This is a genomic window from Martelella endophytica (assembly GCF_000960975.1).
GTDB lineage: Bacteria > Pseudomonadota > Alphaproteobacteria > Rhizobiales > Rhizobiaceae > Martelella > Martelella endophytica.
In genome coordinates this window covers 2,802,807-2,816,291 of the sequence record NZ_CP010803.1, presented here as the reverse complement: position 1 = coordinate 2,816,291, position 13,485 = coordinate 2,802,807, and the positions used below count along the sequence as shown (strand labels likewise).

The 13,485-nt window shown below is 62.5% G+C and carries 12 protein-coding genes; 3 read left to right on the top strand and 9 right to left on the bottom strand.

What is annotated here, in order from left to right; all coding sequences use genetic code 11:
* Window positions 1–135 precede the first annotated feature (135 nt).
* From TM49_RS12790 to TM49_RS12775, 4 genes are all read right to left on the bottom strand, one after another.
* Window positions 136–933 carry an inositol monophosphatase family protein gene (locus tag TM49_RS12790; RefSeq protein WP_045681756.1) on the bottom strand — a complete coding sequence of 266 codons (798 nt, stop codon included), beginning with the start codon at window positions 931–933 and terminating at the stop codon, window positions 136–138.
* A 101-nt stretch (window positions 934–1,034) separates the two neighbouring features.
* Window positions 1,035–2,054, bottom strand: coding sequence for a GGDEF domain-containing protein (locus TM49_RS12785; RefSeq protein ID WP_082074731.1), 1,020 nt, complete (start codon window positions 2,052–2,054; stop codon window positions 1,035–1,037).
* A 224-nt stretch (window positions 2,055–2,278) separates the two neighbouring features.
* Complete coding sequence (locus TM49_RS12780; protein WP_045681754.1) at window positions 2,279–3,358, bottom strand: tetratricopeptide repeat protein; 1,080 nt, start codon at window positions 3,356–3,358, stop codon at window positions 2,279–2,281.
* An 8-nt stretch (window positions 3,359–3,366) separates the two neighbouring features.
* Window positions 3,367–4,020 (bottom strand): thiamine phosphate synthase, encoded by a 654-nt coding sequence (locus tag TM49_RS12775; RefSeq protein WP_045681753.1) that lies wholly within the window; start codon window positions 4,018–4,020, stop codon window positions 3,367–3,369.
* Between the two features lie 121 nt (window positions 4,021–4,141).
* On the opposite strand from TM49_RS12775, the gene TM49_RS12770 reads away from it, so the two are divergent.
* Window positions 4,142–4,900, top strand: coding sequence for a sulfite exporter TauE/SafE family protein (locus TM49_RS12770; RefSeq protein WP_045681752.1), 759 nt, complete (start codon window positions 4,142–4,144; stop codon window positions 4,898–4,900).
* Between the two features lie 9 nt (window positions 4,901–4,909).
* Here the strand turns inward: TM49_RS12770 and TM49_RS12765 are convergent, their stop codons facing one another.
* The 3 genes from TM49_RS12765 to TM49_RS12755 form a co-directional block, all read right to left on the bottom strand.
* Window positions 4,910–5,173 (bottom strand): DUF2312 domain-containing protein, encoded by a 264-nt coding sequence (locus tag TM49_RS12765; protein WP_045681750.1) that lies wholly within the window; start codon window positions 5,171–5,173, stop codon window positions 4,910–4,912.
* A gap of 86 nt (window positions 5,174–5,259) precedes the next feature.
* Entirely contained in the window at window positions 5,260–5,565 is a 306-nt protein-coding gene (locus tag TM49_RS12760; RefSeq protein ID WP_045681748.1) for a DUF1244 domain-containing protein, read from the bottom strand.
* A gap of 13 nt (window positions 5,566–5,578) precedes the next feature.
* Window positions 5,579–6,358, bottom strand: coding sequence for an N-formylglutamate amidohydrolase (locus TM49_RS12755; RefSeq protein WP_045681746.1), 780 nt, complete (start codon window positions 6,356–6,358; stop codon window positions 5,579–5,581).
* A 129-nt stretch (window positions 6,359–6,487) separates the two neighbouring features.
* Here TM49_RS12755 and TM49_RS12750 point away from each other — a divergent pair, with 129 nt between their 5' ends.
* Together TM49_RS12750 and pyk are read left to right on the top strand one after the other, a co-directional pair.
* Window positions 6,488–7,042, top strand: coding sequence for a DUF1036 domain-containing protein (locus TM49_RS12750; RefSeq protein WP_244464721.1), 555 nt, complete (start codon window positions 6,488–6,490; stop codon window positions 7,040–7,042).
* A complete protein-coding gene (gene pyk, locus TM49_RS12745) occupies window positions 7,042–8,481 on the top strand; it encodes a pyruvate kinase (RefSeq protein ID WP_045681744.1) in 1,440 nt (479 codons plus the stop codon). Before TM49_RS12750 ends, pyk begins: the two co-directional genes overlap by 1 nt.
* Before the next feature lie 71 nt (window positions 8,482–8,552).
* Here the strand turns inward: pyk and TM49_RS12740 are convergent, their stop codons facing one another.
* Entirely contained in the window at window positions 8,553–10,811 is a 2,259-nt protein-coding gene (locus tag TM49_RS12740) for a TonB-dependent hemoglobin/transferrin/lactoferrin family receptor (protein ID WP_244464720.1), read from the bottom strand.
* Window positions 10,812–11,051: 240 nt separating this feature from the next.
* The gene (locus tag TM49_RS12735) at window positions 11,052–13,421 is read right to left on the bottom strand and encodes a glycoside hydrolase family 3 N-terminal domain-containing protein (RefSeq protein WP_045681742.1); all 2,370 of its coding nucleotides are present in this window, start codon (window positions 13,419–13,421) and stop codon (window positions 11,052–11,054) included.
* Window positions 13,422–13,485: the final 64 nt, after the last annotated feature.

Below are 13,485 nucleotides of genomic sequence, written 5' to 3'. Positions count from 1 at the left end.
CCATTTCCTCCGCTCGTCGCCCGGCTGGGCGCGCGCAATCGTCCTAGAAGCCGCCGAGGCGACGGCCACCAAGCTCTATTCGAAAATGCCGGCGATTTGAAGAGCGAAGCGCGGAAAAGCGGGCCCTATCAAGGCTTACTTTTCGAGACGTCGCTGCAACTGGTCGTAGAGGGCGATCCGCATCATTTCGTTGCCGGCAACGACGCTGCCGGTGGCCAGCGACTGCTGCCCGCCCTTCATGTCGGAAACGAAACCACCGGCCTCGCGGACCATGATCAGGCCTGCGGCCATGTCCCAGGGGGCAAGGCCTTCTTCCCAGAAACCATCGAGCCTGCCGGCAGCGACATAGGCGAGATCGAGCGAGGCGGCACCCATGCGACGAATGCCGGCCACTTCGCCCATCACGTGGCGAAGCTCGACCAGGAACTTGCCGTGATGGCCGCGGCCGAGATGGGGAACACCACAGCCGATGACGGCATCGGAAAGGTTGCGGCGCGCCGAAACGCGGATACGACGGTCGTTGCAGAATGCGCCGCCACCCTTTTCGGCGACGAACAGTTCATCCAGCGCCGGATTGAAGATGACGCCCGCGACGATCTCGCCGGAACGCTCCAGCGCGACCGAGACGGCGAACTGCGGGATGCCGTGCAAGAAGTTGGTGGTGCCGTCGAGCGGATCGACGATCCAGCGGTGCTGACCGTCGGTGCCCTCTTCCTCGCCGCCTTCCTCGCCGAGGAAGCCGTAGGTGGGACGTGCGCGCATCAGCTCGGTGCGGACAATCTTTTCGGCCTTGAGGTCGGCCTGCGACACGAAGTCGCTCGGTCCCTTCACCGAAACCTGCAGGTTCTGCACCTCTCCGAAATCACGCGTCAGCGACCGGCCTGCCTTGAGAGCGGCCTGGACCATGACATTGAGAAGGGCTGAACGAGCCATGAGCTGAAATCCTCGACGTTTTCCGGATATAGACGCCATCTCGCCGGCGCACATTGCGGTATCGGCGGTTCATGACCACAGAACAGGAGGAAATTCAAGGGTTATGACGCGGTAGAGCCCGTCGAAACCACTTCGAGACCCGGAACGAGAAGCGTTTCGGTTCGGTTGCGACCGGCATTCTTGGCTCTGTAGAGCGCCCGGTCGGCAAAGTCGAGCGCATGTTCAAGCTGCGTCCCATCGGCATCGAAGGCCGAAATGCCGGCGCTTACAGTGACGCTGAAATGCTGGTTCTCGTGCTCGAAGACCAGTTCCTCCACCACACCGCGGATCTGCTCGGCAACGCGTCGAGCGTCGTCGATGGCCGTGCCGATGAGGATGACGGCGATTTCCTCACCGCCGTAACGCACGGCAACATCGGAACGGCGGACACGGTGGGTGATGGTATCGGCGACGGTGCGCAACACGACGTCGCCGCGCGCATGACCATAGCGATCGTTGACGGACTTGAAGCGATCGATGTCGAACAGCACGACGCAGCCGTGCGCGGTATCACCGGTCTCCTGTCGGCGGAGGTTCTGCGCAAACTGGGCGAGCGCCCGGCGGTTGAAGAGGTTGGTCAGCGGATCCCGGTCGGCATTGAATTCCACCACCCTCAGATGATCCGTCCCGCGTCTCGTCCCCTCCAGCACATAGCCGAGCAGCATAACGCCGAGGATATTGACGAGCGTGAGCGGCAAGCCGACGCGGCGGAACAGGGAACCGGCCGTGTCGATATCGGTCAGTAGCAGCGAGAACACCATTGTCGCCGTGCCAAGGCCAAGAATGGCGAGGCTGCGGAGCGTCTGGCGCCGCGGCCCGAAGCGGGCGAAGATGACGCCCGCGGCCATGGCAACGGCGATGCCGGCTATGCCGGCGAAAGTACCGCTGCCACCGATCAGGAAGCGCGTCAGACCGGCGGCCACACCCGTGATCACCCCGGCAATGGCGCCGCCGAAGGGGCCGGCGAGCGCTATGAATACAGCCCGCGCATCGAAGACGTAGCCGCTGTTCAAAGTAACAGGGTTCATCATTGCCGCGATTGCACCACAAGAAAACAAGATAGCGCTAGCATATCTTTCCATCCCATGGCCGCGCAGATGCCGCAATACCAAGCCATAGCCAATGACAATCAGGGCCCCCAAGCCGAAACTTGTCACCAGCTCCCCTATGAACTCAAGTTGCTGCAAGAACAATCAATCCCCGGAAAACCGGCCTCTGGAGGCGCGCGATCCTGTTGCTGTTTCCTCGTCTCTCCGGGAAAAAAATACACACATTAGGACAGAAAGAATAGCGGAAAGAGCTTGAGTCAGTAGTTCTTTACTATCGAACGCGAGCGCGTTTCGGCGTTTTCCCGCACTGCGGGAGAAAGGGAGGCCAGAAACGTCTCCATTTCGGGCTCCTTGAGCCCGACAGCCCGGGCGCTGAGATAGAAGGCAGCCGCCGTTTCGGCATCAGCAGGGACGCCGATCCCCTTCATGTAGATATAGGCAAGCTTGCTGGCAGCGGCGGGATTGCCCTGGAGCGCCGAGCGGTTCAGCCAGCGGATGCCCGAGGGGATGTCGCGCGGCACGCCATCGCCGTTGATGAAGGCAAGGCCAAGTTCCAGTTCCGCGGTATCGTGGCCGCCCTCTGCGGCCCGCTCGAGCCAGACGATCACGCTTCGCTGCTTCGCTTCCGGCACGTCGAGGACGCGGTAGAGCCGCGAAAGCGCATATTGAGCATCGGCGACATTGCCGTCGGCCGACTCCTCGAACCACGGCAGGGCCTGCTGCAAGCCCTCCTTGCCCGGGTTTTCGGCCACCAGCAGGCTGGCATAGTTGAACGCCGCCAGCGGATCGCCGGCTTCCGCCGCCTTGACCAGGAGCTCGCGCCCCTCTTTCTTCTCGGCGTCGTCCTTGCCGTTCTGCAGGAGATACATGCCGTAGCGGTTGAGCGCTGCCGGTTCGCCGCTGTCGGCCGCCATCCGATACCATGCGGAAGCCGGTCCGGCCCGGTCGGCGCCGATCAGATTCTTGTCGACCATGACGGCGATCAGCGTCTCGGCATCCGGATCGCCCTTTTGCGAGCGCTCGAGCGCGGCTTCATAGGCTGCCTCGAAATGGCCGCGCTGATAGGCACCGTAGGCGAGATCGACCGGCCCGTCATAGGCCTTTTCCGGCGGAAGCGGCGGCAGGTCGGCGCCCATGCGGCTATAGAGTTCGAGGCCCGAATGCTGTTCCAGCTTGCCGGGCGCGACCAGCCGGCCGCTCTTGGGACTGGCGACACCGGCGTCATCGGCCACTGTTGCGGATGCAGGAGCGGGTTCAGCCCCTGCCCGGCTGGCAATGACAAGCGGATTGGCCGCCAGGCAGGCAGCGATGAGCGTGAGACGAGCGACGGCGTTCATGGATCCAATCAATAGTCGAACCGTGGCGCTTTTTCGTCAAGAACGGCATTGATTTGCGCGACCATGGCGGCAGGACCGCCCGGAGCCTCGAACACCGCCTTGCCGACGGCCACGAATTCCGCCCAGGTCAGCGCCGCCGCGACGACGCTTGCCGGATCGCTGCCGGCCATGACGACGCAGGGAATCTCGACCATCGACGCCCACCACTCGCCGAGCTCGAGGTTCTTCGGATGGGCAGCGGCGTGGGTGTCGCCATCGAGCTTGCCGAAGAAGACGTAGTCCGGATTGAGTTCGCCGAGTTCAAGGGCCTGATGGCGGTCCTTCGGATTGCCGCCACCGACAATCATACGCGGCGTGAAACGCTCGATCGCATCGCCAAGCTCCGCGGCACTTCCCGCCACGTGAACACCATCAGCCCTGGCGCGGCCGGCGACACGGGTATCGCCGGAGATCAGCGCGGCAGCGCCATAATCCTGAATGATCGGCACCAGCCGTTCGGCCCGCGTCTGAAAGGCATCAAAGCCTTCGTCATATTGCGGCAGGATGACGGAGGCGACATCACCGCCCCGAAGCGCATCCCCCAGCAGCTTCTCCTCGGTCTTCAGCTCTTCGAAGCGCGGCACGACCAGCACCAGACGACAACGTTCCTGTTCGATTTCCATGCTCGCTCCCTAAATCCGGCGCCCATCGGCCACCGGCAAATCCTGACGCGAGAAGCGGCCGCCTACTCGCCATTTCCGGATAAATCCGTTAGAGCGGAGTTTCAACAGGTGCTTCGTATTCATGCTACCCGATCCCATCTTTTATGCTGCGGCAATCCCCGCCGTGGTCCTTGTCGGCCTGACAAAGGGCGGAATGGGCGGCGCTCTGGCGCTGCTCGGCGTTCCGATCCTGTCCTTCGTCGTCGATCCCGCAACGGCAGCGGCGATCATGCTGCCGATCCTGATCATGATGGATGTTGTGGCGCTGTGGACCTGGCGCAAGCACAATCACTGGCCGACGCTGAAAAGCCTGCTTCCCGGCGCCATGATCGGCATCGTGCTCGGCTGGTTTACCTTCAGCGTTGTTCCATTCGCTTTGATCAGGCTGCTGATCGGTCTTGCGGTGGTGCTGTTTGCTGCGAAATATTTCTTCGATCGCTGGCGGCCGGGCCTGCGGGCGCCGAAACCACCGGCCGGGCAGCGGCCGATCGCGGGGGCATTCTGGGGTACGATCGCGGGCTATACCAGTTTCATTTCGCATTCGGGCGGCCCGCCCTACCAGATCTACACCCTGCCGCTGCAGCTCGATCCGAAATCCTATACCGGCGCCAGCGTCCGCTTCTTTGCGATCGTCAATATCGTCAAGCTCGTCCCCTATTATCTGCTGGGCGAGCTCGCGATATCGAACCTCGTCGCCTCGGCGACGCTGGTGCCCTTCGCGATCGTTGCCACAATCGGCGGCGGCATGATCGTCAAGCGCATGCGGATGGAGGTGTTCTATCCGTTCATGTACGTCATGGCGTTTCTCACCGGCCTGAAGCTGGTCCTCGACGGGCTGTGAGGGGGAGGACTATTCGTCCTCCGGCGCCGCCATCATGCCGAGCGCGATCATGTAGGTGTCGAGCACGGCCTCTTCTTCCATGCGCTCCTGCTCGTCCTTCTTGCGCAGCGCGATGATGCGCTTCAGGGCCTTGGTGTCGAAACCGGTGCCCTTGGCCTCCGCATAGACATCCTTGATATCGTCCGCGATGGTCTTCTTTTCTTCCTCAAGGCGCTCGATCCGCTCAACGAACGAACGCAAATGATCGCGCGCAACAGAGTGTGCGTCGGACATGGTCAACTCCTGTTAGCCAGAAAAAATCACGGGCCCTGCCTGCCGTGAAGCGGGGGCAAGGTCAAGCGGCGTTTTTATGTCGCCGGTCAATCGCGCGGTTTGTTCACGTCAAATGCGGCCTTTTGGGCATCGGATGCCGCGCCCTGATGGCGCGCCTTCCATTCGTCATAGGGCATGCCGTAGACGATTTCGCGCGCGGCATCCTTGCTCAAGCCGACACCGTCGGCCTCGGCAGCATCACGGTACCAGTTGGAGAGGCAGTTGCGGCAGAAGCCCGCAAGGTTCATCAGGTCGATGTTCTGGACATCGCTGCGCTCGCGCAGGTGCTCGACCAGCCTGCGAAAGGCGGCGGCTTCGAAATCGCGTTTCTGCTCGTCTGTCAGGTCGGACATCGGGTCCCTCGGGTCAGGTGCGTGACGGGTAACGGCGAATCACGTGCAGCGCCGGATCGTCGTTCAGGTCGGCAAAGATCGGCGCCAGCCGCTTCGCCCACAGGTTAACGCCGGCCTCGTCGCCAATCAAATCCTGGCGCACCTCAAGAAGCGCGTGCGGAATACCCGTCTCCATGCAATGGCGGTTCATGGTGTCGCCCTTCAGCGCGCCGTCATAGGGCTCGTTGTCGCCGACGACCACGCCCTCGATTGCGGCAAGCCGGTCGATGAGCGGCCGGGCGATGCGCGGGTCGCCATCCCAAAGAACCCCGGCATGCCAGGGTCGGGCGACGCCCTTCCATGCATGGGTGAAGGAGTGTATCGACAGCACCAGCGGCACCCTGCCGCTTTGGCGCGCCACCCGCTCCAGAACGCCCCCGACCGCCGTGTGATAAGGCCTGTGGAAATGATCGAGCCGGTAGTGGCGCTCTTCTTCGGAGAGCGGATGGTTGGCCGGAATGATGGCGCCATCGGAGATCTTCATCACCAGCGTCGGATCGTCCTCGCCGCGGTTCGGATCGATCAAAAGCCGCGAGAACGTGCTCATCACCGCCGGGCAGGACAGCGTTTCCGCCAACTTTCTCGTCAGCATTTCGACGCCGATATCGTAGGCAATGTGACGGGTAAAAACCGACGGGTCGAGGCCTAGATTACCATAGCTTTCAGGCACTCTCGCCGTGGCATGGTCCGCCAGAAGCACCAAGCCTCTGTCATATTCGCCGTCTAATATCTCGAATGCGTTGACGTTCGGCATGGATATCCGCCGCAGAATTAACAATAATGTGGGTGATGGCATAGCTTGGGTTCCTTCGGCAAGCCGTAACCATCATCCATTTGCCTCGCCTGTCGCGGGGCGATATGGTAGAGGCTGTAAATCGATTGAATGCTTGCCGGCATTCCGATATTGCCTGCGGCAGAACAAGATATGGCACACATGTTTTTGAAACCGACAAAATTCGCGTCCGGCTTTCGCCGCACCTCGTCCCGCAAAAACCGCGCCGCTCTGGCCGGTGCAGCCGCCGTTTTCGGCGGCTTTGTTATAGCGGGTTTCGTTTCACCGCATCAGGCGCATGCGGAATTCCGTGTCTGCAACGACACGGCTAATCTGGTCGGCGTCGCCGTCGGCTATCGCGCCCAGGAAGGCTGGACATCGGAAGGATGGTGGCAACTCCCGGCCACCACCTGTGCAACCGTCGTGCCCGGCCCCCTCAAATCTCGCTACTACTATCTCTACGCCGAAGACGCGTCCGGCAGCGGACGCTGGACCGGATACACCAATATGTGCGTCGCCGAAGAGGAATTCGAGATCGTCGGAGTCCAGGACTGTTTCGCGCGTGGCTATCAGCAGATGGGTTTTAGCGAATATGACACAGGGCGGGAGGAGAGCTGGACCGTTCAGCTTTCCGACACGCCCAGCACCCAAGAGAGTCAGAACTGATGAGACGTCTTAGAAAAGTAAAAATCCTTGCTACGCTCGGCCCGGCATCATCGGAAGAAGAGCAGATCGAGAAGCTCCACGAAGCCGGAGCCGATCTCTTCCGCATCAATATGAGCCATGCCAGCCACGACCTGATGCGCACGCTCATCAAGCGCATCCGCAACGTCGAGGCCCGCTCGGGCCGCCCGATCGGCATTCTCTGCGACCTGCAGGGCCCCAAGCTGCGCGTCGGCAAGTTCCTTGACGGCAAGGTCGAACTCGAAATCGGCCAGACCTTCACGCTCGACGACCGGGACGAGCCCGGCAATGAAAAGCGCGTATTCCTGCCGCATCCGGAAATCCTGCAGGCCGTTCAGCCCGGCCATCGCCTGCTCATCGACGATGGCAAGCTGCAGCTGCGGGCCGAAAAGTGCGACGGCAAGAGCATCGAGTGCACGGTGATCGCCGGCACCACGATCTCCGACCGCAAGGGCGTTTCCCTCCCCGATACGCTGCTCGGCGTCGGCGCGCTGACCGAGAAGGACCGTGCCGACCTCGACGCCGTTCTGGAAACCGGCGATGCCGACTGGGTTGCGCTTTCCTTCGTCCAGCGTCCGGACGACCTTGCCGAAGTGCGCAAGATCGCCCGTGGCCAGGTCGGCCTGATGTCGAAGATCGAGAAGCCGCAGGCCATCGAGCGCATCGAGGAAATCATCGAGATGAGCGACGCGCTGATGGTTGCTCGTGGTGACCTCGGCGTCGAAATGCCGCTCGAAACGGTTCCGGGCCTTCAGAAGAAGCTGATTCGCCTGTGCCGCGCCGCCGGCAAGCCCGTCGTCGTCGCCACCCAGATGCTGGAATCGATGATCACCTCGCCGGTTCCGACCCGCGCGGAAGTCTCCGACGTCGCCACCGCAGTCTTCGAAGGCGCCGACGCCGTCATGCTTTCGGCCGAATCGGCTGCCGGCCAGTATCCGGTCGAAGCGGTGTCCACGATGGCCTCCATCGCGCGCACCATCGAGCAGGAAAAGCTTTACCCGACGATCCTGTACGCCCAGCGCCCGCAGCCGGAAGCGACTGGCGCCGACGCGATTTCGCTCGCCTCGCGCGAGATCGCCGAAACGCTGAAGCTGACGGCGATGGTCTGCTACACCGCATCGGGCACCACCGGACTTCGCGCCGCCCGCGAGCGGCCGAATGTTCCGATCATCGCGCTGTCGCCGGTCGTCAAGACCGCCCGCCGGCTTTCGGTGGTCTGGGGCCTGCACTGCGTCGTCGCCGATGAGCCGACCGACCTCGACACCATGGTCGACGGCGCCTGCCGCATCGTGGTCGATGAGGGCTTCGGCAAGCCGGGTGACCGGGTGATCATCTCCGCCGGTGTTCCGCTCGGCACGCCGGGCGCCACCAACATGCTGCGCATCGCCTATATCGGCATGGACGGCCGCTCCGGCGTCTGACCGTCGCAACAGCACTGAAATAGAAAAGCCGGGCGTCTCCGCCCGGCTTTTTTTGTGGTCTGGTAAGTGGATCAGAAGCGCTGTGTCAGCGAGATGCGGAACGAGCGACCCGGCTGGGAGTAGTACTCCTCCGGCTGGCTGATCGAGGAGACCTGGTTGTCGAGCGCTTCGTAATAGGTCTGGTCGAAGATGTTGAAGACGCCAGCCTGAACCCGGAAGCCGTTGAGCTGCTCCGGCTCCCACCAGGCGGTCATGTCGACAATGCCGTAACCCGGCCACTGATAGGCCTGGCTGCCGCCAACATCGGTCTTGTCGGAAACGGCCGCAGAGAGAACCCAGTTGGCGTTCACGCCCCAGGTCTCCTTGTTGTAGCCGCCGCCCAGAATGGCCTTCAGCGGGGCCACCGATGCCAGGAAGCTGTCGCCATCATCCATGTTCCAACCGCGGGCAAAGGCAAGCGAGCCGCGGACGCTGAAATCATTGTCGAACGTCCGCTGACCGGAAAGTTCGATGCCGGCGATCTGGACATTGGCGATATTCACGTTCTGCGAAACGAACATGTAGTCGGCGGGATCGAGACCGATCGCAGTGATTTCCGCATCGGTCAGGTTGCGGGTATCGATGAAATCGTAATAGCGATTGTAGAAGGCCGCGACGCGAGCGCCGTTTTCGGTATCACCGAAGTTCGAACCTAGCTCGAAGCCCCAGCCTGATTCCGGATCGAGATCCGGGTTGCCGATCGAAAGATAGCTGCCCGGGGCACCGTAAGCGAGGTAGAGCTCCGGCGCGGTCGGCGCACGGAACGATGTCGAGAACTGGCCGAAGAGCTCGATGTCATCGGTGAGGTCGTAGGTCGCCAGGATCTTCGGCGAGACGTGCACGCCGTCCTGCGACTGTGGCAGACCATAGGCCGCGTACATCGGGTTGTTCTCGTAGCCCGCCGTATCCTGCGGATCGCGCGAATAGGCGTCGAGGCGGATGCCGGGCGTCAGCGCAAAGCCACTATCGCCGAAAACGATCTCGTCCTGGATGTAGAGGCCGAGGTCATAGGAGTTCACCTCGGGCGTGTCCGCCTGATTGTTGTGATAGAAATTGCAGGCGTAGGAATAGGTGACGTCGCAGCTGTCGTGGCCGGAATTGTACTGGTTGAACGTGGCATAGTCGAACGATCCACCGATCGTCACGGTATGCTCGAGGCCGCCGGTGAAGAAGGTGTTCGAGGCCCAGCCGGTGAAGCCGTAATCCTCCTGCGTGATCTTGGATACGCGGCCGTAGGAGCCCTTTGGCGACGTCAGGCGGTTGCCATCGGTACCGGAGACGCGCTGATTCCGCTGCCAGTAGACAGTGGCCCAGGCGGCATCGACCCAGCCATCGGTCGAGAACGCGTTGTAGGTATAGTCGAGCGAGACGCGGTCGCGGTGCTTGTCCTCGATGCCGTTCCAGTCGTTCGGATCGTAGGTCGCGCCCTTCGCGGTCATCAGGTTGATGTCCTTGTCGAAGTCGTAGCGCTCGATGGTCAGTCCCAGCCTGGTGGCATCATCGATCTGCTGCTGCAGCTTGAACAGGAAGTTGTCCTCGTCATAGTTCGCCGGGTTGGCCTCGGTGCGCGCCGAGCCGATCCCGCCGACATCGCCATTGGTCTCGGTCTCGTGACCATTGGTGTAGATGCCCTGGAACAAGGCCGAAGTGCCGCTCTTCGACTGCACGGCAAAGGCGGCATCGCCGGTGATGCTTTCATCGGCGCTGTTATAGAGTGCGCGCACGCGGCCGCCATACATCTTGCCCGGTTCGATAAGGTCTTCCGGGTTCAGCGTATTGATCAGGAAAGCGCCACCCATGGCGCCGCCGCCGGCACGGCTCGAATCAGCGCCGCGGACGATGTCGATGGTGGCAAAGGAATTGAAGTCGAACGAATCAACACCGCCGCCGGCGCTGCCGCCTTCAGAACCGCTGCGTGCACCGGGATCCAGGAAGGGAATCGGAACGCCGTCGATCGTGGTCAGCACACGCGGGCCCTGCAGGCCGCGGATGTTGATCGAACCGCCGTCTCCGCCCGTCATGGCAACGCCCGGAACCAGCATGCGGCTCAGGTCGTCGACCGACTGAACCATGTTCTGGTCGAGCTCCTGCTCTGTGACTTCGGTGGAGAGCGGCGTATCGGCGACACCGCTGTTATCGCGACCATCGACCGTCGTGACGCTGACGGGCGCCAGAACCGTCGTTGCACCGTCTGTTGCAGCTTCCTGGGCGAGCGCAACATTCGCAAATGCCGCCGACATCAGCGCCGTGCACGACGCCAGAAGAATCGTCCGCGAGGACCCCATACGCATGACCATATCCCTTTGTTCATGGAGAACCTGGCTGGCTGGCGCGCGGTGTTACCGGGACGAACTGGCTGGCTGGGCAAGATTGTTTCCCCGGCCCTAGCGGCCGGCTTGTGCCCGATCGTTAGAAAACATGATTATTTCTGTCAAGATAAATTGCCTGATTTTCGTCATATTCGAAAATGCAGGTTCCAGGGCTTGCGCGGAAGCCACAGAAATCAGGCAAAAGGCCTTGCCAACGATCCCTCAGCCGGCAAAGCCGCTGGTCATTCGCCAATCATGCGGCAGCGTGCGGCAGGCGCCCGTCAGCCTGACCCGTTGCGTCAGTTTGGTATCGCCGCTCGAAGCGCCGACCATCAGCGTGAAGAAACCCGGCTCGACAATGCGGCGGCCCTCATGTCCGGTGAAGTTGAGCATGTCGGTGGGCACGGCGAAGCGGCAGCGGCGCGTCTCTCCGGCCGCGAGGCTCACCCGGCCGAACGCCTTCAGCTCCTTGACAGGCCGGACGACCGTGGCGAGTTCGTCGCGCACATAAAGCTGCGGCACGGCAATGCCGGCTCGCTTTCCGGTATTCGTGACCGTGAAGGAAAGGCTCACCAGGCCGGCCTCGATATCGACGCTTTCGCTTTCGAGAGCGGCATCGGCATATTCGAAGCTTGTGTAGGAAAGACCGTGGCCAAAGGGATAGCGACTGCCGAAATGACGGGCGATCGGCGTCCCGGAACTCTTCAGGCTATGATTATAGTAGTAGGGCGAGGCGCCGGCATTGTGTGGCACCGAGATCGTCAGCCGGCCAGACGGTTCGACGGCGCCGGTCAGAACGGCGGCGAGCGCCGTGCCGCCTTCCTGGCCGCCGAAATAGGTCATGACCTGCGCGGCAAGCCGGTTTTCCGCGCCGCCAAGATTGTAGGGCCGCCCCGAAGACAGCACCACGATCACCGGCGTGCCGGTCTCAAGCACGGCATCCAGCAGCAGCTGCTGCACGCCTGGCAGGTCGAGCGTGTCGACATCCGACCCCTCCCCCACCGTGCCGGTCTGGAACACACCGGAAAGATCGCCGACGCAGACGATTGCCACATCGGCCTTGCGCGCGGTCTCGACCGCCTCGCCGATCATGTCCGTCCGGGTAGACAAGGCCGAGGCTTGCTCGAGCGAGGTGCTGTCGTCGACATCGCCCGGAAAGACGGGGGCACCGGCCTTGCGCTCATCAAGGATATTGCAGCCCCGCGCATAGGTCACCTGCGCCTCTCCAAGCGCCGCCCGCAAACCCGCGAGCGGGGTGACGACGTTCTCGACGGCCTCCTCCTCGGATGACAGGATGAGGTGCACCGGAAAGGCATAGTCGCCGAGAAGCGCCAGCGGGTCATCCGCAGTCGGGCCGATGACGGCGACCTTCCGGCCAGGCGCGAGCGGCAGGATACCGTCATTGTCGAGGATCGTCACTGATTGCTCGGCCACAGTGCGGGCGGCCGCGACAGCCTCCGCCGATTGCAGCACGATCGCGCCCTCGTCCGCATAGGGCTTCTCGAACAGACCGATGCGGAATTTCTCGGCCAAAATCCGGCGGACGATCTCGTCGAGCTTGTCCTGCGAGATCAGCCCCCGCTCCAGCGCCTGCTTCAGGTCCCTTGCGCAATCGTCGCCCGGCAGTTCGATATCGAGCCCGGCATTGAAGGCCTGCGCCGCTGCCGATGCCCTGTCTGCGGCAACGCCGTGATGCTGGTAGAGCAGACTGATACCGACATAGTCGGCAACGATGAGCCCGTCGAAACCCCAGTCTTCGCGCAGGACCCTGGTCAGCAAATGATAGGAGGCATGGACGGGCTCGCCGTCGATATCGTGATAGGCCGGCATCACCGAGCCGGCGTTGGCGAGCTTGACCGCCATTTCGAAAGGCAGAAGGAACACGTCGTTCAATTCGCGCCAGCCCATGTGAACCGGGGCGTGATTGCGGCCGCCTTCGCTGGCCGAGTGGCCGGCATAGTGTTTGAGCGTTGCCAGCAGTTCGCGCCTTTCGCCCTGCAGGCCCTTCACATAGGCCGTCGCCAGAATGCCCGCGAGATAGGGATCCTCTCCAAAACTCTCCTCCGTACGCCCCCAGCGAGCGTCCCGTGCGACATCCAGCACAGGAGCGAGGCCCTGGTGACAGCCGACCGCCCGTGCCTCCTCGCCGATCGCCTTGCCGACGCGCTCGATCAACGCCGGATCGAACGTGGCGCCATAGGCAAGTGACGAGGGAAACAGCGTCGCGCCCTTCGCCATCAGCCCGGAAAGGCATTCCTCGTGCGACATCACCGGTATGCCGAGCCGGGTCTCTTCGAGCATGAATTTCTGCAGCCTGTTCAGCGCCCTCACACCGTGCGCGGCGTCGATGCTGCGTGTGCCGAGCGGGCGGGTGATCTGGCCAAGGCCGCTAGAGAGCATGGTCCGCAGCGTCTCGGGGTCGGCCGAACCGGTGAACGCATCGGCGCGTGCGCGGTGCTCGCCATCCTCGGACAGAACCAACCAGGCGGCATGAAGCTGGGCGATCTTCTCCTCGACCGTCATCCGCTTCAGCAAATCCGAGATACGTACCTCAATGCTCAGGCCGGCATTTTTGTAATCAGGCTTTTCCATGTGTCTCCCCCACCCGCGTACGGGCGTCCTCTCCCCATCGCGACGGCAATACCAAGATCACTAC